At 73.0% G+C, this 18089-nt stretch carries 15 protein-coding genes; 10 read left to right on the plus strand and 5 right to left on the minus strand.

The window, feature by feature from the left end; translation table 11 throughout:
* Positions 1-4 precede the first annotated feature (4 nt).
* Positions 5-2995, minus strand: coding sequence for an AAA family ATPase (locus tag ACFUO4_RS31520; RefSeq protein WP_383491592.1), 2991 nt, complete (start codon positions 2993-2995; stop codon positions 5-7).
* A gap of 140 nt (positions 2996-3135) precedes the next feature.
* Between ACFUO4_RS31520 and ACFUO4_RS31525 the strand changes: the two genes are divergently transcribed.
* The 6 genes from ACFUO4_RS31525 to ACFUO4_RS31550 all read left to right on the plus strand — a co-directional run bounded on the left by ACFUO4_RS31525 (position 3136) and on the right by ACFUO4_RS31550 (position 10726).
* Positions 3136-5880, plus strand: a complete 2745-nt coding sequence (locus ACFUO4_RS31525; protein ID WP_383491242.1) for a LuxR C-terminal-related transcriptional regulator — start codon at positions 3136-3138, stop codon at positions 5878-5880.
* Positions 5881-5902: 22 nt separating this feature from the next.
* Complete coding sequence (locus tag ACFUO4_RS31530; protein ID WP_383491244.1) at positions 5903-6892, plus strand: alpha/beta hydrolase; 990 nt, start codon at positions 5903-5905, stop codon at positions 6890-6892.
* A 36-nt stretch (positions 6893-6928) separates the two neighbouring features.
* Positions 6929-7939: a helix-turn-helix domain-containing protein gene (locus ACFUO4_RS31535; RefSeq protein ID WP_383491246.1), complete on the plus strand. Its 1011-nt coding sequence runs from the start codon at positions 6929-6931 to the stop codon at positions 7937-7939.
* Entirely contained in the window at positions 7936-8877 is a 942-nt protein-coding gene (locus ACFUO4_RS31540; protein ID WP_383491248.1) for a helix-turn-helix domain-containing protein, read from the plus strand. The genes ACFUO4_RS31535 and ACFUO4_RS31540 overlap by 4 nt, the downstream gene beginning before the upstream one ends.
* A 143-nt stretch (positions 8878-9020) precedes the next feature.
* Positions 9021-9989 carry an alpha/beta hydrolase gene (locus ACFUO4_RS31545; RefSeq protein WP_383491250.1) on the plus strand — a complete coding sequence of 323 codons (969 nt, stop codon included), beginning with the start codon at positions 9021-9023 and terminating at the stop codon, positions 9987-9989.
* Between the two features lie 20 nt (positions 9990-10009).
* Positions 10010-10726, plus strand: coding sequence for an alpha/beta fold hydrolase (locus tag ACFUO4_RS31550; protein ID WP_383491252.1), 717 nt, complete (start codon positions 10010-10012; stop codon positions 10724-10726).
* An 83-nt stretch (positions 10727-10809) separates the two neighbouring features.
* On the opposite strand, the gene ACFUO4_RS31555 is transcribed toward ACFUO4_RS31550, so the two are convergent.
* On the minus strand, positions 10810-11358 hold the full coding sequence (locus tag ACFUO4_RS31555; protein ID WP_383491254.1) for a DUF1062 domain-containing protein: 549 nt from the start codon (positions 11356-11358) through the stop codon (positions 10810-10812).
* A gap of 292 nt (positions 11359-11650) precedes the next feature.
* On the opposite strand from ACFUO4_RS31555, the gene ACFUO4_RS31560 reads away from it, so the two are divergent.
* The gene (locus ACFUO4_RS31560) at positions 11651-12292 is read left to right on the plus strand and encodes a dihydrofolate reductase family protein (protein WP_383491256.1); all 642 of its coding nucleotides are present in this window, start codon (positions 11651-11653) and stop codon (positions 12290-12292) included.
* Positions 12293-12363: 71 nt separating this feature from the next.
* On the opposite strand, the gene pgm is transcribed toward ACFUO4_RS31560, so the two are convergent.
* Entirely contained in the window at positions 12364-14004 is a 1641-nt protein-coding gene (pgm, locus tag ACFUO4_RS31565; RefSeq protein ID WP_383491258.1) for a phosphoglucomutase (alpha-D-glucose-1,6-bisphosphate-dependent), read from the minus strand.
* A gap of 145 nt (positions 14005-14149) precedes the next feature.
* Here pgm and ACFUO4_RS31570 point away from each other — a divergent pair, with 145 nt between their 5' ends.
* Both ACFUO4_RS31570 and ACFUO4_RS31575 read left to right on the plus strand, forming a co-directional pair.
* On the plus strand, positions 14150-14797 hold the full coding sequence (locus ACFUO4_RS31570; RefSeq protein ID WP_383491260.1) for a class I SAM-dependent methyltransferase: 648 nt from the start codon (positions 14150-14152) through the stop codon (positions 14795-14797).
* Between the two features lie 318 nt (positions 14798-15115).
* Entirely contained in the window at positions 15116-15337 is a 222-nt protein-coding gene (locus ACFUO4_RS31575) for a hypothetical protein (RefSeq protein ID WP_383491262.1), read from the plus strand.
* A gap of 502 nt (positions 15338-15839) precedes the next feature.
* Here the strand turns inward: ACFUO4_RS31575 and ACFUO4_RS31580 are convergent.
* Entirely contained in the window at positions 15840-16310 is a 471-nt protein-coding gene (locus ACFUO4_RS31580; protein ID WP_383491264.1) for an SMI1/KNR4 family protein, read from the minus strand.
* A gap of 89 nt (positions 16311-16399) precedes the next feature.
* The gene (gene lexA, locus ACFUO4_RS31585) at positions 16400-17071 is read right to left on the minus strand and encodes a transcriptional repressor LexA (protein WP_383491266.1); all 672 of its coding nucleotides are present in this window, start codon (positions 17069-17071) and stop codon (positions 16400-16402) included.
* Between the two features lie 179 nt (positions 17072-17250).
* Between lexA and ACFUO4_RS31590 the strand changes: the two genes are divergently transcribed.
* Complete coding sequence (locus ACFUO4_RS31590; protein ID WP_383491268.1) at positions 17251-17946, plus strand: 2-phosphosulfolactate phosphatase; 696 nt, start codon at positions 17251-17253, stop codon at positions 17944-17946.
* Positions 17947-18089: the final 143 nt, after the last annotated feature.

Below are 18089 nucleotides of genomic sequence, written 5' to 3' on the forward strand. Positions count from 1 at the left end.
TTTGTCAGTCCGAGCGTGGCAACCTGCCGAGGACATCGCGCAGTTGGGCGCGGCCGGTGACGCCGAGCTTGGGGAAGATCTTGTGCAGGTGGTAGCCGACGGTGCGCGGCGAGAGGTAGAGCCGCGCGCCGATGTCCCGGTTGGTCAGGCCCTCCGCCGCCAGCCGGGCGATCTGCGCCTCCTGCGGCGTCAGGTCGGCCACGGCGTCGGCGTCAGCGGGCGTCAAGGACACGCCCGCCGCGCGGAGTTCGGCGGCGGCCCGTTCGGTCCAGGGGCGCGCGTCCAGTCGTACGAAGGTGTCGTGGGCGGCGGTCAGCTGGGGGCGGGCTTCCGCGGTGCGTCGGCGGCGGCGCAGCCATTCGGCGAAGTCCAGGCGGGCGAGGGCGAGTTCGAAGGGCCAGCGGGCTGCCGCCGGGTCCTTCGTCGCCGCGCGGAAGTGCGGTTCGGCGTCCTCGGGTTCGCTCAGCAGGGCCGAGGCGCGGTGCACGATCGCGGCCAGCCGGGCGGAGCGGGGCTGTTCGAGGGTGCGCCGCACGGCGTCGAGCACGGCCCTGGCATCGTCCGCCCGCCCGGCGCGGACGGCCGCGGCGGCGAGATCGGCGAGGTGGTAGAGGGAGGCGTGGTAGTGGACCGGCGCGGGGCGGTCCTCGTCGGTGAAGGTGGCGCGGAGCTGGCCGTACGCCGTCTCGTGGTCGCCCTCCGCCGTCGCCGCCAGGGCGAGCGCGTGGCGGTGACGCACGTACAGGCTGCGGGAGGTGCGCAGGTCCCGGCCGCGGACGGCGTCCGCCACCTGCGCCCGCGCGCCTGTGTGGTCGCCGCGGGCGGCGCGCAGGGTGGCCTGGAGGATCGGTGAGCCGACGACGACGTTGTCCGCGCCCGCCTCGGTCGCCATCCAGAAGGCCTCCTCGGCGGCGGCCTGTGCCGCGTCCCAGGACCCGCTCTCGAAGTGCGCCAGGGCCAGGGCCTGGGCGACGGTGCAGTTGGCGCCGGCGGTGGCGGCGCTGCGCAGGTGGTCCCGGGCGCGGCCGAGCAGACGTACGGCCTCTTCGGTCTCGTCCAGGATCCAGGCCGCGCCGCCGAGGGTGACGAGACCGGGCAGGGTGCGCTCGGAGTGGTCCGGGAGGGCGTCGACGGCGGCGGTGAGGTGCTTGAGCAGCTGCGGCCGGTCGGTGAACGGGCCGGTCGCCGCCTGGGTCCAGACCCGGTCGGTGTCGTCCGGCTGCGGTGCGACGAGGGCGTCGATGCGCTGGATGGCATGCCGGTGGCGGGGGTCGCCGGAGTTGTACGCCGGGGTCGCCGCCGTGCCCAGGGCGCTCAGGGCGAGGGCCGGCGCGGGTGTGGCCATGGATTCCGCGACCGGGATCAGGAAGGCCAGGGCGTCGTCGTGGCGCAGGGTGACGGCAAGAGACCAGCCGGCCCGCAGGGAGGCTTCGGCGAGGAGTTGCGGGTCGTCGGTCAGCGTGGTGACGCGGCCCGCGATCTCTCCGACCCACTGCGGGTGCCCCGCGTACATGGCGGACTCGGCCGCGGCGAGCAGGCGGCGGGCACGTTCGCCCGGGTCGGGGGTGAGTTCCGCGGCGCGTTCCAGGGCGCTCGCCGCGGCGGCGTGTCCGCCCCGGTGCCGGAAGCGGCGGGCGCTCTCGGCGAGGGCGTCGGCGATCTCCGCGTCGGGGCCGAGGGCGGCGGCGGCGAGGTGCCAGGCGCGCCGGTCGGGTTCGTGGGCGAGCGCGGCCGCGAGGGTGAGGTGGGCCGCGCGGCGTTCGGCGAAGGTGGCCGCCTGGTGGACGGCGGAGCGGACCAGTGGGTGCCGCAGCCGCACCTGCCCGCCCTCGACCCGGACCAGTCCCGCCTGCTCGGCCGGTGCCCAGATCTCCGGGTCGTCGAGGCCCGGGACGTCGGAGAGCTGGGCGGTGCCCGCAGCCGCCGCCAGGAGCAGGGCACGTCGGGTGGCGGCCGGCAAGGCGGGCAGGCCGGCGGCGAACAGGTTCTCCAGGCGGGCGGTCAGGGGCAGGGCGTCGGCCGCGACGAGGTCGCGGTCGGCCATGGAGGATGTGCTGCCCGCGGCGAGAGGGCGGTCGGTGAGGGGCGGTGCGTCGGCCGGGGTGAAGTGGCGGTCGGTCATGGGCGGTGCGTCGGCCGCGGCGGGGTGACGGTCAGTCACGGGCGGTGCGTCGGCCGCGGCCGGGTGACGGTCGGTGCGGGGCGGTGCGACGGCCCCGATGAAGGCGCCGCTCGGGTCGCGGGCGAAGGAGCGGGTGAGCTCGATGAGGGCGAGGGGGTTGCCGGCCGCCTGCGCGAGGATCCGGGCCCGCATCCGGCCCGTCGGGGGCTGCGGCTGCGCGTCCAGCAGCCGCCCGGCCGCCGCCCGGTCCAGCGGGCCGACCGCCAGATGCGGGAAGTCGCGGTCGAAGCGCGCCGGTACCGCCGCCTCACGGGCGGCGAGCAGCAGGACAGCGGGTTCCCCGTCGAGACGCCGGGCGGCGAAGCCGAGGACGTCCAGCGAGCAGACGTCCAGCCACTGGGCGTCGTCGACCGTGATCAGCACCGGCTGCTGTGCCGCCGCATCCAGCAGCAGCGCCAGCACCGCCGCCCTGATGGTCAGCGGGTCCGGTCCCGTCGGTCCGCCGACCGGGTCCATGCCGAGCGCCTGGCGCAGGGCATCACGCTGGTGCGCGGGCAGCCGGTCCACGCCGCCGAGGACACGGCGCAGCAGCTGGTGCACCCCGGCGAAGCCGAGGTCCTGCTCGCCCTCGCAGCCCCGCACCCGCAGCACCCGGCGGCCGCGCTCGGCGGCCTGTGCGGCGGCTCGGTCGACCAGGGCGCTCTTGCCCGCTCCCGGCTCACCGGTCAGCACCAGCACACGGGGGCCGTCGCCGTCCGCCGCGTCGATCAGACGGGCGATCCATGAGAGTTCGCGGTCCCGGCCGAGCAGCGCGGGTCCGTCCCCCTGCCCATCCCCGAAGTCGTCGAAGCCGCTGATCCCGCCGAAGTCCATGAAGTCCCGTTCCCGCCCGCCACTGCTCACACCTCATCCTGCCAGGTCACCGGCACAGACCGGTCACATGACAGAAGCGCGGCCCGCCGCCTCGCTGGCAGCCTGCGAGCACCGGGCAGGGTACGCAGACGGGAGCGGCAGTGGGTTGGGAAGCGGACGTCGACCGGCTCCTGACGGATGCCGACGAACCGCGGTCCCTGCTGGTGCTCGGCGAACCCGGCAGCGGCAAGACCCGGCTGCTGCGGATCGCCGCGCGCAGGGCCACGGCGCAGGGGGCGCGGGTGCTGGCGGCCCGTGCCTGTCCGTCGGAGGCACGGGTGTCGTACGCCTGCCTGCACCAACTCCTGCTGCCGGTCCGGCGCGAGAGCGAGGCGCTGGCGGAGGGCGAACGCCGGGAGTTGCAGGCCCTGTTCGCGGCGTACGACGGCCCGCCACGGGAACGCGCTCTGGCCACCGCGGTCCTGGCGCTGCTGACCCACCTGGCGCGATCGGGTCCCGTGCTGCTGACGGTCGACGATCTCCAGCACTGCGACGGCGACTCCGCAGCCGTGCTGGCCTTCGTGGCCCGGCGCCTCACCGGCCAGGCGGTCACCGCGCTGTTCACGGCGTGCGGCGACACGCCCCCTCCCGGTCTTCCCGCTGACATCGCCGTACGGTCACTGCGCCCCCTGACCCGGAAGGCGGCGGCCCGGCTGCTGGACGCGCAGCCCGGTGCGCCCACCGGGCGGGCCAGGCTGGAGCTGCTCCGGCAGGCGGCGGGGAATCCGCTGGCGATCATCGAGCTCAGCCGGGCCGCGGACCGGCCCTGGCGCATCCCGCACGCGGTCGCCGCGTCTGTCGACGCGCTGCCGGAGGACACCCGGCGCGCCCTGCTGTACGCGGCCCTCTCCGAACCCGAGGAGGAACTCGCCACCCTGATGGCCGCGTTGGGCACCGACGACCTGCGGGTGTGGGGACCGGCGGAGGCGGCCGGACTGGTCACCGTCGCCGACGGCCGCGTCGTCTTCCGCAACGCGCTGACCCGCCTCGCCGCCCTGCAACGGCAGCCGGCGAGACTGCGCCAGGGGGCCTGCCGGGACCTGGCCGCCCGGTCCGTCCATCGCGCCGGGTATCTGGCCGCGGCGGCCATCGGCCCCGACGAGTCGGTGGCGGCGGCACTCGAAGAGGCCGCCGACCGGGCCGACCGTTTCACCGCGGCCCGGGCACTGGAGCGGGCCGCGCAGCTCAGCCCCCACGCCTCCGACCGCGTCCGCCGGCTCACCGCGGCTCTCACCGCCGCGAGCGATCTCGGCGACCCGGAGTGGGTGCGCGAGCTGTACGCGGCGCTGGCTCAGGCGTCGCCCGGGGCGGCGGAGTCGGATGCCGCGGTCTGCGCCCTGAGCGGGGCGCTGTCGCTCCAGTCGTACCAGCGCGAGGCGTTCGACCTGTTGACAGGGGTCGTACGGCGGACGGACGCCCCCTCGTCGCTCTTGGCCCTCGCGACCGCCGTCGCCCGTCAGTCCGGGCTTCCGGAGCACGGGCGGGAGGTCGGGCGTCTGGCCGGGCTTCCGGAACACGGACGGGAGGACGGGCGTCTGGCCGGGCTTCCGGAACACGGACGGGAGGACGGGCGTCTGGCCGGGCTTCCGGAGCACGGGCGGGAGGTCAGGCCTCTGGCCGGGCTTCCGGGCCATGGGCGGGAGGCCGGGTGTCTGGCCGGGCTTCCGGAACACAGGCGGGAGGTCACGCCTCTGGCCGGCGTGAACGCCGACGGCGTCCTGGCGTTCCTGACCGCGCGGGCCTCGGCCGCACCGGGGTCGAGCCGGCCGGTCCAGCTGCTCGCGGCGGCCTCGCTCGCCCATCGCACCGACGACTCCGACCGATGCGCGGAGCAGTACCGCCAGGCCGGCGAACTGCTGCGCGCCCAGGGCGCCTTGGGCCCACTGGCCTGGGCGCTGCCGGACCAGGTGGACACCCTGCTGGGGCTCGGGCGGTGGGCGGAGGCCGAGTCGCTGATCGAGGAGGGCCTCGGCCACGCCGCCGTCCACCACTGGACCCGCGTAGAGATGGACCTCCAGGCCCTGCGGACGACGTTGCGGGCACTGCGCGGCGAGAGCGTCCCGGGCACCGCCGTCACCGGCCCCGACCGGCGCTCCGTCAGCCTGCACGAGAACCGTGCCACCCATGCCCGGATGCTGCGGGCCCGCGGGCTGACCGCGCTCGCCCTCGGGGACGCGGAGGGCGCCTTCCGGCAGCTGCGGACCCTGTTCGCGGACGACGGCGAGCCCCTGGACCCCTTCCTCTCGCCGCGGTGCGTCGCCGAACTCGCCGTCGCCGCGCACCGCACGGGCCGGCAGCGGGAGGCGGCCCATGTCCTGGCCCAAGTCCGGCACCGTCAGGGTGATCGTCCGACGACCCGGATGACGCTGCTCATGCATCACGCGGCGGCCCTCGTCGACGAGGACGCGGAGCCCGAGCACCACTTCCAGCTGGCGGTGGTGAACTCCGAGGGGGCCCGCTGGCCGCTGGAACGGGCCCTGGCCCGGCTGGACCTCGCCCGGTGGCTGCGCCGACGCAGGCGGCCGCTGGAGGCGCGCGCGCAGCTGACCGTCGTACTGGAGACGGCCGTCCGGCTCGGTGCCCGGCAACTGGCCGAGTCGGCGCGCGGCGAACTGCGGGCGAGCGGGGTGGCCGAGGCGCCCGCCGCGGAGCATCCACTGGCCGAACTGACCGCCCAGCAGCGGCAGATCGTCGAACTGGCCGCGAAAGGACTGTCGAACCGGGAGATCGGCGAACAACTCTTCCTTTCCCCGCGTACGGTGGGCTCGCACCTCTACAACGTCTATCCCAAACTCGGCGTCAGCAGCCGCCATCAGCTGCGTGATCTCCTGGTGTGCGATAAGTGACCGGGCGAGAGGCGGACATCGCATGGAGCCGGACGGGCAGCGCCCGTACCCGCTGGTTCTGGAGCCCTTGGCACAGCGCCTGCTCGACGCGTCCTCGGCGCCGCCGTTCCTGCACGAGCTGACGCCGGCGGCCGGCCGTCAGGCCCTGAGGGAGTCCCAGGTCCAGCGGATCGAGGACTTCGCGGTGGACGCCGTGTTCCAGGTGGCGCCCGTGGGGCCGTCCGGGCTGGTGGGGTTCTGGCTGCTCCGGCCCGCCGGATCCCAGGGGCCGCTGCCCACCCTGCTCTACACCCACGGCGGCCGGTGGATGCTCGGCGACGCGCAGACCCACGCGCGGCTGATCAGCGACCTCGTGATCGGCGCGGGGGTGGCCGCCGTCGTCCCCGAGTACAGCCGCACCCCGGAGGCGCGCTACCCGGTGGCCGTCGAGGAGTGCTACGCGCTGCTGAACTGGCTGGCCGACAACGCCGCCGAACTGGGCCTGGACGCTGACCGGTTGGCGGTCGCCGGGGACTGCGCCGGCGCCACCCTGGCCATCGCGCTCACCCTGCTGGCGAAGTCCCGCGGCGGCCCGCACCTCAGGGCCCAGCTGCTCTACTACCCGATCACCGACGCCCGTTGCGCCAGCGCCTCCCAACGGCAGTTCGCCGAGGGGTACTTGCTCACCAGGCAGGCTCTGCGCGCCTATTGGCGCCACTACAGCGACGACCCCCGGCGGCTGGCCGAGCCGACCGCGTCCCCGGCGCGCGCGAGTACCGCCCAACTGGCGGGGCTGCCAACGGCGCTGGTGATCACGGCCGAGGCGGACGTGACACGCGACGAGGCGGAGCAGTACGCGCGACGGCTGCGCGAGGCGGGCGTCGAGGTCACCGCGACCCGCTATCTGGGCACCGTCCACGACTTCGTCTCCCTCACCGGCCTGCGCGACAGCCCCTCGACCCGGGCGGCCGTGCGGCAGGGCGCGGCCTTCCTGCGCGAGCGGCTCGGCGGGATGAACCAGTCGACCGACTGATGCCTGGGACCCCCGGCCCCAGGCAGGCTGACGGGTATGTCAGCCTTCTACGATTCCTTCACGGGAGAGGACTGCGCGGCGCGGGGGCGCGGCCAGGTGTTCTGCACCCGTTCGGTGCCGCCCCGCGAGAGCCTGGAGTTCTGGCACGACGCGGTGTTCGCCACGCTGGTGGGGATGGACGTCCGCACCGAGGGCGGGACCTACGACGCCACGATGCGCACGGACCGCCTGGGCGACCTGCGGATCACGACGGTCGACTGCGACCCGGGAGAAGTGCACCGGAACGCGGACCGGGTGGCCCGCGGGGACGGCACCGAGGTGTTCGTCGCCGTCCAGACCAGCGGCTCCGCCCAGGTCGAGCAGGACGGCCGGTACACCGAGCTGCGGCCCGGTGACATCGCATTCTTCGAGACCGTACGCCCGTACCGCACGCGTTTCCCGCAGCGGTTCCAGCTGAAGATCTTCGCCGTGCCCCGCGGTCTCCTCGGCCAGCCGGAGGCGGCCCTCGGACGGATCACGGCACGGGCCGTCCGCCCGAGAGGCGGACTCGCCGCGCTGCTGTCGCCGTTCCTGTCACGCCTGGCGGACACCTCCGAGTCCTACTCGGGGCCGGTGGCCGACCGGATCGCCGAGAGCGCCGTCGGTCTGCTGTCCGCGGCCGCCGCCCAACAGCTGGGGGAGGAACCGGCCGAACTGCCCGGCGCCGATCGGGTGTTGCTGCTGCGCGTGAAGCGGTTCGTCCGCTGGAACCTGGCGGACCCCGGCCTCACGCCCGCGGTCATCGCCCGGGCGCACGGCATCTCGGTGCGCTATCTGCACCGGCTGTTCGAGCTGGAAGGTACAACGGTCGGCCACTGGATCCGCCGGCTGCGGCTCCAGGAGTGCCGCAGGGAACTGACCGACACCGCCGGGCTGGGCGCCGTCGCCCGTCGCTGGGGATTCAGCGGCACCGCGCACTTCGCCCGGGCGTTCCGCAGGGAGCACGGCACCTCGCCCACCGACTGGCTGCTCACCGAGCGCGACCGCCGCCGCCTGGAGGCGTCTTGAGCGGGCCCGCATCCGGCAGGCGGTCCTTCTCGCACGCGTACGGCGACGTCGAACTGGTCACCCGTACCGGCCCGGCGTCCTGGCGCGGCTCCCTGCGCCTCCTGCACCTGGGCCTCCTCCAGGTCGCGAGCGAGGAGACGGACGCCGTGGAGGTCGTACGGACCACGCGGGACACGACGGCGGACGGCCGCACGCATCTGTTCGCCCGCCTCCAACTGCACGGCAGCGCCCTGGTGTTCCAGGACGGCCGCCGGGCACGCCTGCGCCCGGGGAGCCTGGTCTTCTACGACGCCGGTCGGCCGTTCAGCGTGGTGCTGCCGGAGGCACAGCGGGCGCGGGTCCTGATGGTCCCCCGCACGCTGCTGAGGCTGAGTGAGGCGGAGCTCCGCCGGATCACCGCGAAGGTCGTCGGCGACACGCCCGACAGCCCGGCGGCGTTGCTGCTTCCGCTGCTCGACGGGCTGGTGCGCGAGCTCGACGCGGTCGCCCCGCCCGCCCGCGAGGACCTCGCGCGTGCCGTCGTCGACCTCCTCGCGGCCCTGGCCGCCGCCCGGTCGAGCGGCACGGAGGCGGCCGGCGCGGGGCCGGCGGCCGGGACCGGGCAGGCCGCGATGCTGGACCGCATCAAGGCGACCATCGACGCGCGCCTGGCAGAACCCGAGCTCTCCCCCGGCGTCCTCGCCGCGGAGCACGGCATCTCCCTGCGCTATCTGCACAAGCTCTTCCAGGAGGGGGGCACCACGGTCGGCGGCTGGATCCGCCGACGCCGGCTGGAGGCGTGCCGAGCCGAACTCGGCCGCCCCTCGGCCGCCGACCGCACCATCGCCGCCGTGGCCGCGCGCTGGGGTTTCGCCAGCCCCACCCACTTCAGCCACGCCTTCCGCAAGGCCTACGGGCTGTCTCCCGCGCAGTACCGGGGGCAGCGGCACGGTGCCTGACCGAGCCTCCGGTGCCTGACCGAGCCTGTCGTGCACTGCCGGACCGGCACCGGTGCACTGGCGAGCAATCGACCCCCGCCTCGCGGTCCTAGCGTCCTCACCGAGGCGCCCGCACAGCGCATTCCAAGAATGAGGAGAACCCCATGTCCGACGCCGTCGAGCCGGTCCAGCCGGTGCTGGAGCCGGCCGCCCAGGCCTTCGCCGACGCGACCGCCAACCCGCCGTACCTCTTCGATCTCGGCCCGGTCGAGGGCCGCAAGGCGGTCGACGAGGTGCAGTCCGGCGACATCGCCAAGCCCACCGTCGACGAGGAGTGGATCACCGTCTCCGGCGGCCCCACCGGCAGCGTCCGCGCCCGCATCGTCAAGCCCGAAGGCGCCACCGGCAGCCTCCCGGTGATCGTGTACATCCATGGCGCGGGCTGGGTGTTCGGCAACGCCCACACCCACGACCGGCTGGTGCGCGAACTCGCCGTCGGCGCGAACGCCGCGGTCGTCTTCCCGGAGTACGACCTCTCGCCCGAGGCCCGCTACCCCGTCGCCATCGAGCAGAACTACACCGTCGCCCGCTGGGTCGTGGAGCAGGGCGCGGGCAAGGGCCTGGACGCCAGCCGGATCGCGGTGGCCGGGGACTCGGTGGGCGGCAACATGGCCGCCGCGCTGACCCTGATGGCCAAGCAGCGCGGAGACGTCCCCCTGGTGCAGCAGGTGCTGTTCTACCCGGTCACCGACGCGAGCTTCGACACCGCGTCCTACCACCAGTTCGCGACCGGCTACTTCCTGCGCCGGGACGCCATGCAGTGGTTCTGGGACCAGTACACGACCGACGAGGCCGAACGCGCCCAGATCACCGCCTCGCCGCTGCGCGCGAGCACCGAGCAGCTCACCGGGCTGCCCCCGGCCCTGGTCATCACCGGCGAGGCCGACGTCCTGCGTGACGAGGGCGAGGCCTACGCCAACAAGCTCCGCACCGCAGGCGTCCCCGTCACCGCCGTCCGCTACCAGGGCATCATCCACGACTTCGTCATGCTCAACGCCCTGCGCGAGACCCATGCCGCCGAAGCCGCCATCAACCAGGCCGTCGCCACCCTGCGCACCGCGCTGCACGGCTGACCTCAGAAGGAGAACCGCACATGTCCACCACTCCCACCGTCATCCTCGTGCACGGCGCCTTCGCGGACGCCGGCAGCTGGACCGGGGTGATCGAGGAACTCCAGAGCCACGGCATCCCCGTGATCGCACCGCCCAACCCGCTGCGCGGCCTCGCCTCGGACTCCGCCTACATCGCCTCCCTCGCCTCCCAGATCGACGGCCCGGTCGTCCTCGTCGGCCACTCCTACGGCGGTGCGATCATCACCGTCGCCGGCGCCACCGAGAACGTCGTCGGACTCGTCTACGTGGCCGCCTACATCCTCGAAGAGGGCGAGAGCCTGGGCGAGTTGCAGGGGCGCTTCCCGCTCTCCCCGCTCGTCAGCAACCTCAAGGAGTGGACCTACCCGATCCCGGGTGCCGACCCGGGTGTCGAGGTGACCATCGCCGAGGGCGCCTTCCCGTCGGTGTTCGCCGCCGACGTGCCCGCGGACCTCACCAAGGTCCTCGCCGCGGCCCAACGCCCGCTGGCCGCCTCGGCGTTCGAGGAGACCGCGCCCGTGGCCGCGTGGAAGACCAAGCCGTCCTGGGCGCTCGTCGCCGCCGCGGACGAGGCGATCAACCCCGAGGTCGAGCGCTTCGGCGCCAAGCGGGCCGGGGCCACGATCGTCGAACTGGAGGGCGCCTCGCACGCGGTGGCGGTCTCCCGGCCCGAGCAGGTCGCCGACCTGATCCGCGACGCGGTGCGCGCGACGAGCTGACAAGCCCCGGGGCGGTGGCGGGGCCGGACATCATCACGATGTCCGGCCCCGCCGTCTCAGAGGTGCCAGGTGCTCAGCGGTACTCAGCGCTTCAGCGTGAACGTGAAGTCGCCCGATACCTTGCCGGTCAGCCGGACCGCCGAGACGAGCTTGCCCTCCTCGATCAGCCGCTCGGCCTCGGCCCGGGAGAGACCGCAGCCATCGGCGATCAGTCGCACCGGCCGGACCGGGATCCGCGCCGCGAAGCGGACCGACACGTCGATCACCTCGCGGTCCGGATGGTCCGTTCCGCCGGTGTCGAGACGCCAGGCGCCGTCCCAGTCGAGGGCGATGCGGTTACGGCGCTGCAGGACCGGGTCCTGGAGCAACTCGGCTGCCAGGGCCGGGTCGTTGGCGTGCATCCGGTCCAGCTGGTCGGGCCGGACCGAGCGGACGTTCATCCGCTCCCAGACGGTGAGCTTCGCAGTGTCGCCGCACCCGGCGCAGAGGACGAGGATCCAGGCGTCGAGGCGCTTGTGGTTGGCGTTGACGCGGAATTTGCCGTTCGCCCGGAAGCGCGGGGACGTGCACGCAGAGCAGCGGCGCAGGACGGTCGGCAGGCAGGTGGGCATGACGACCCAGGTGTTGAGCACAGAAATACACCGGTTTCAGTGAGAAGTCCGCAGCAAGAAGCAGCGCGGCGCACAGGTGCGACGCGCGACAGATCAGCTCTCGGGGGGTCTCACACGGTGTACAACGGCACGTCCTTTGCCGGGCGACTCGGTCCGGCAGCACCGTAGGGCCATTCGATGACGCCGTTCCACTGATTTTCCGACGACTCAGCCGAGGATCTGGTGGACTGACGGGACGCCGGTCGGCAGCGCCTCGGATTCTTCGTCGGCTCGGCGGCCGAAAACCCCGCAGGCACACAAGGAGACGCCCGTCATGTCACTCGCCCGCGTCCACAACTTCTCCATCTCGCTCGACGGCTTCGCCACCGGCGAGGGGCTGAGCCTCGAGGCACCGTTCGGCCACGCGGGTGAACGGCTGCACGAGTGGATGTTCGCCACCCGGTGGTGGCAGGAGACGACCGGCGGGCCCGGCGGGAGCGGCGGCCTGGACGACGTCTTCGTACGGCGGTTCGACCCCGGGATCGGCGCCGAGATCATGGGCGCCGGGAAGTTCGGTTACCCCGGGTGGCACAAGGACGCGGACTGGAAGGGCTGGTGGGGGCCCAACCCGCCCTTCCACACACCGACGTTCGTCCTCACCCACCACACACGCCCGTCGATCGAGATGGAGGGCGGCACGACCTTCCACTTCCTCGACACCTCGCCCGCGAAGGCTCTGGAGACCGCCCGCGAGGCCGCAGACGGCCTGGACGTCCGCATCGGCGGGGGCCCCACCGTCATCCGTGACTTCCTCGCCGCCGGGCTCATCGACCACCTGCACGTGGTGGTCGTACCGATCCTGCTCGGCCGGGGCGTGCGCCTGTGGGACGGGCTGGAGGAACTGGAGAAGGCGTACGCCATCGAGGCCGTCACCTCGCCGAGCGGGGTCACGCATCTGACGCTGACGCGCCAGTGAACCCGCCGAATGGAGTCACGCACCGGACGCCGACTCACAGGTGATCGCACCGCGCGTCGGCGCCTGACGCGTCAGCTCCCCAGGGCGTTCAGCACCACGGCCCTGGCCTCCTCCTGGACCTGCCGCAGGTGGTCGGCGCCCAGGAAGGACTCCCCGTAGATCTTGTACACGTCCTCGGTGCCCGAGGGGCGGGCCGCGAACCAGGCGTTGGCGGTGCCGACCTTGATGCCGCCGAGGGCGGCGCCGTTGCCGGGCGCCTCGGTGAGGACCGTGGTGACCGGCTCGCCGGCGAGGGTGTCGGCGGTGACCTGGCGCGGGGAGAGCTTGGCGAGCAGGGCCTTCTCCTCGCGGGAGGCCGGGGCGTCGACGCGGGCGTAGGCGGGGGCTCCGAAGCGGTCGGTGAGCTCGGCGTAGTGCTGGGAGGGGGTCTTGCCGGTGACGGCCGTGATCTCGGAGGCGAGCAGGGCCAGCAGGATGCCGTCCTTGTCGGTGGTCCACACCGAGCCGTCGCGACGCAGGAAGGACGCGCCGGCCGACTCCTCGCCGCCGAAGCCGAGCGTGCCGTCGGAGAGGCCGTCCACGAACCACTTGAAGCCGACCGGGACCTCGACCAGCGGCCGGCCGACGTCGGCCGCGACCCGGTCGATCATGCTCGACGACACCAGGGTCTTGCCGATCCCGGCGCCGGCCGGCCACTGCTGCCGGTGCGAGAACAGGTACGAGATCGCCACGGCCAGGTAGTGGTTGGGGTTCATCAGGCCCCCGTCCGGCGTGACGATGCCGTGCCGGTCAGCGTCGGCGTCGTTGCCGGTGGCGATGTCGAAGCGGTCGCGCCGCTCGATGAGGGAGGCCATGGCGTACGGGGAGGAGCAGTCCATGCGGATCTTGCCGTCCCAGTCCAGGGTCATGAACCGCCAGGTGGGGTCGGTGAGCGGGTTCACCACGGTGAGATCGAGGCCGTGCTGTTCGGCGATGCGGCCCCAGTAGGCGACCGACGCGCCGCCGAGCGGGTCGGCGCCGATACGGACCCCCGCGGACCGGATGGCGTCCAGGTCCAGCACGTTCGGCAGGTCGGCGACATAGGCACCGAGGAAGTCGTGGCGTCCGGTGCCGGGGGCGGCCAGCGCGCGGGCGTACGGAATCCGTCGTACGTCCTTCAGGCCCCCCACGATGATCTCGTTGGCGCGGTCCTGGATCCAGGAGGTCGCCTCGGAGCCGGCCGGCCCGCCGCTCGGCGGGTTGTACTTGAAGCCGCCGTCGGCGGGCGGGTTGTGCGAGGGGGTGACGACCACGCCGTCGGCGAGACCGGAGGTGCGGCCCCGGTTGTGGGTGAGGATCGCGAGCGAGACCGCCGGGGTGGGCGTGTAACCGTCCGCCTCGTCGATCAGGACGGTGACGTCGTTGGCGGCGAACACCTCCAGGGCCGTGATCCGGGCGGGCTCGGACAGGGCGTGGGTGTCGGCGCCGAGGAAGAGGGGGCCGTCGGTGCCCTGGGCGGCGCGGTACTCGCAGATGGCCTGGCTGGTGGCGGCGATGTGGTCCTCGTTGAACGCCGCCACGAGGGACGAGCCGCGGTGTCCCGAGGTGCCGAACGCCACGCGCTGCCCGGGCTCGGCCGGATCGGGGTGGAGCGCGTAGTACGCCGTGACCAGCCGGGCCACGTCGATGAGGTCCTCGGGCCCGGCGACCTGTCCCGCTCGCGCGTCCTGCATTTCCCCGCACCTCCGCAAGAGTCGACCACTGCGTACGGCCCCCATTCTCCCCTGCGCGGGGCAGGGGGACGCGCACCGGGCGACCGTTGTGGCCCGGCTACGACGGATGCGACGATGCAGGTCGGCGACGAGGGGGAGCATCGACGTGACGCACGAGGACCAACGGCCGCCTGCCGCAGTGCTGTTCGACGCGCTGGGCGCCGACTACGAGAAGGCCTTCGCCCACGCGCCCGCGCATGTGGCGGCGCTGGAGTGGCTGATCGAACGGCTGCCGCCCACCGCGCGCGTCCTGGACGTGGGCAGCGGCACGGGCCGGCCCACCGCGGCCACGCTCGTCGCGGCGGGCCACTCGGTACTGGGCGTGGACATCTCCCCCGTCATGGTCGAACTGGCCGCCCGCCAGGTGCCCCAGGCGGAGTTCCGCCACGCCGACATCCGTGAACTCCCGCTGCCGGCGGAGTCGTTCGACGGAGTGTGCGTGTTCTTCTCCCTGCTGCAGATGAGCCGGCCCGAGCAGTCGGCCCTGCTGCGGCGGCTGACCGGGACCCTCAAGCCAGGCGGGCATCTGGTGCTGGCCACCGTGGCGGCGGACGTGGAGGACATGGAGGTCATCTTCATGGGCCGGCCGGTCCGCGCGACGAGCTTCGCCGAGGAGGACGTCGTCGCGGCGGTCGAGGAGGCGGGCCTGACGGTGCTGGCCCGACAGCACGCCACCTTCACCCCGGACCACCCGGAGGCCTCCCCCGAGCCGCACCTTTTCCTGCACTGCCGCCGCGACGCGGACCGCGCCTGACGCAACAGCCACTTCGAGGAGGACTCCGTCGCCAAGTCGTCAGCCGGGCGAGAGTGCCGTCGTGGTGGACAGCGTCAGCAGGCGTAGTGCGTGAGCGACCCGTTTCGGATCGTCGCACCGATGCGAGGTGGGGTTGGGTATCGCCGACCAGTCCACGGCGTCGAGGGCGTCAAGAGGCACCATCGCATTCTGCCGGGCCGAATTCAGGGGTCGCAGCAGCAGCCAAAGCGCCAGGTTTGCAGTGAAAAGCAGCTTTTGTCGTCTCGATCTGTGTCGCCAGCCACAGCGAGCCGGCGCCGCGGAGGCGCATACTGAGCCATGACAAAGCCTGCGGCACGAACGCGTCACTTGCCTACCAGCCCCTTCAAAGCCCCGGCCACACCGGCTCCCAAGCACTTCGCCGAGGGCGACCAGGTCACGCACGACATGTACGGCCTCGGCCGGGTGATCGGCATGGAGGACGGGATCGCGGCCCTCGTGGATTTCGGCTCGACACAGATGCGGATCTTGAGCCCGTACGCCAAGATGACCAAGCTGTAGGACCACTGTGCCCGTCACGGCACTCCAGGGCCCGTAAGGGACCTGCAACGAAAGGCAGACCTCTCATCGACCCCACGTCGCTGTTCTCCGCTCCGGAAGGGCAGCCCTGCCGTTCCACTGCTGTATCGCCGCCTCCGACGATCAGCCCCTTCCAAGCCCCGGACTTCGGAGACGACGAGGTCTTCTGGTCAGAGGACGCGCAGGCGCCCGCCCCGGGCACGCGTACGGCGCGGTCCAAGGCTGCCTAGTGAGGCTTCGACAGCCGCTCACGAGCGGCTGGTCGCCCATGACCGCACGTGAACACCGCTGAGCAACGAGTTCGAATCTCGTACCCCGCCAGAGGCCCTACCGGGCACGATGCCGAAGGGCCCCACCGTACGGGTGGGGCCCTTCGCCGTTGTCCGTCCCGGTTTCCCGGCAGCGTTCCGGTGACGTGTCGCCAGGCCCATGTGCAAGGTCTGCCCGCATCTTCCACGACTCCGTGAACTGTGCGGCAGCCGGTCTACGCAGCGGGCTGGCTCTCCAGCAGGGTGTCGGCCGTCAGGGTTCCTGCCAGGGTGCCCGTCAGCCATTCCGCGAGATTCACGCCCTGGGGCCGGCACTCGCCTTCGTGGTTGCACCACATGGCGCCCGCAGGATCGCGGAAGTCGACCAGCGACCAGAGGGTGCAGCCCCAGTCGTAGATCAGTACCAAGCCGGCCGGGATGCGGCCGGACGGATCCGGCCCGTCCTGATACAACTCGGCGATGTCTGCGAAGTTGCCCTGCGCGGCACCGCCGCCCACGCCCAGGATTCCTTCGTTCGGGCCGAATCCCCCGTTGGCGACCTCGACGTACAAGCGCCGCAGGAGTGAAGGCAACGGGAACCCGATGGCCTGTTCCGCCGCGGCGACAGCCTCCGGCGTTGCCGGCGGTGGCAGCCTTTCCTCCCGCGCTGCGATCCGCAACGCCTCGACAATCTCATCATCGGTCACGGGCTCAGGCTCTCAGCGCGGAATGGTCGGACCTGCCAGAGGTGTGGGATGGCGGCCCCGGCTTCAGGTGGCACCCGCCGAGCGGGCGGTCAGAGTACGCGCAGGACGCCGACGACCTTGCCCAGGATCTGGGCCTGGTCGCCGGGGATCGGCTCGTAGGCGGGGTTGCGGGGCATCAGCCACACCCGTCCGTCCTGGCGGCGCAGCACCTTGACGGTGGCCTCGTCCTCCAGGAGCGCGGCGACGATGTCTCCGTGGTCGGCGCTGTCCTGGCGGCGGACGGTCACGATGTCGCCGTCGCAGATCGCCGCCTCGATCATCGAGTCACCGGAGACCGTCAGCGCGAACAGGTCTCCCTCACCGACCACCTGCCGGGGCAGGGAGTAGACGTCCTCGACCATCTCTTCGGCGAGCAGCGGGGCACCGGCGGCGATCCGGCCGACGAGCGGCACCTCGACAGGTACGGCGCCGCGGTGTCCCAGGTCGGGCGCCCAGGAGGGCCGGACCTGGTAGGCGCGGGGCGTGTGGGGGTCGCGGTAGAGGACGCCCTTGCGTTCCAGCACCATCAGCTGGTGGGCGACCGAGGATGTGCTGGCGAGCTCCACGGCCTGGCCGATCTCCCGCATCGACGGCGGGTAGCCCTGCCGCGCGACCGTCTCCGTGATGTAGCGCACGATGGCCGCCTGCCGGTTCGTCAGCTCGCCTTCGGCGACCTTCGCGCCTGGGGGACGGCCCCGGCGGGCGGGTGCTGTGTTCTCCATCCGGGGCACCTCCGTACAAGATCCTTACAGAATGTGACCATATCCCACGCTTCCCTTGATGGGAACACTGTTTCGATCGGGAGGGTGGGTTCAGTGGGCGAAGACGGCACTGACCAGCCCACGGTCCTGCGCTGGAGCCCAGCCTGGCCGTGCAGAAGACCGAGGCGGAGAGACAAGCGGTGGATCAACGTGTCGTCGGCATCGAGGAGTTGACCGAGGTTCCGCGCGTCGCGGTGGTGGTCGACGTGATGCGGGCCTTCACCGTGGCCGCCTGGGCATTCGCGCGCGGTGCGGAGCGGATCGTCCTGGCCTCGTCGGAGGAGGAGGCACTGGCCCTGAAGGAGAGCCGCCCGGGGTGGCTGGCGCTCAAGGACGGCCCTCCGGCGGCGGGCTTCGACGCGGTGAACTCCCCGGGTCTGATCAAGTCGGCCGAATTGGCTGGTCGTACGGTGGTGCAGAAGACGACCGCCGGCACCGTGGGCGCGCTGGCCGTCGCCGACGCTCCGCTGGTGCTGTGCGCGAGCTTCGTGGTGGCCGGGGCGACCGCACGGCTGCTGCGGGCCGAGGGACGTGGTCCGGTGACCTTCGTCGTCACCGGTGAGGAGGGCCGGGCCGACGAGGATCTGGCCTGCGCGGAGTACATCGGCCGACGGGTCGACACAGACGATGCCGAAGCAGCCCCGTACCTCCGCCGGGCGCGCGCTTCCCGGGCCGCGGCCGATCTCGCCGACGGCGTGCGGCTCGGATACCGGGGCGTTCATCCGGACGACGTCGAACTCTGTCTGGAGGTCGACCGGTTCCCCTTCGCGATGGTGGCGAGACAGGAGGAGTCCCTCATGGTGCTGCGGCCCGTCGGGGAGCGCGACGGTCGGTGACCGGCAGCAGCTTGCCGGGCGCGGCCACCATGGGGGTGGCCCGTCATGAAACATTTCGTTGTCGCAGCTGCCACGTCCGAGCGGGCTGCGGCGTGAGGCCGGCGCCAGGGTGCGGGCCCCTGCCGGCACCCGGCCGGGCAAAG

This window comes from Streptomyces sp. NPDC057280, assembly GCF_042668605.1.
In the GTDB taxonomy this organism is placed as follows: domain Bacteria; phylum Actinomycetota; class Actinomycetes; order Streptomycetales; family Streptomycetaceae; genus Streptomyces.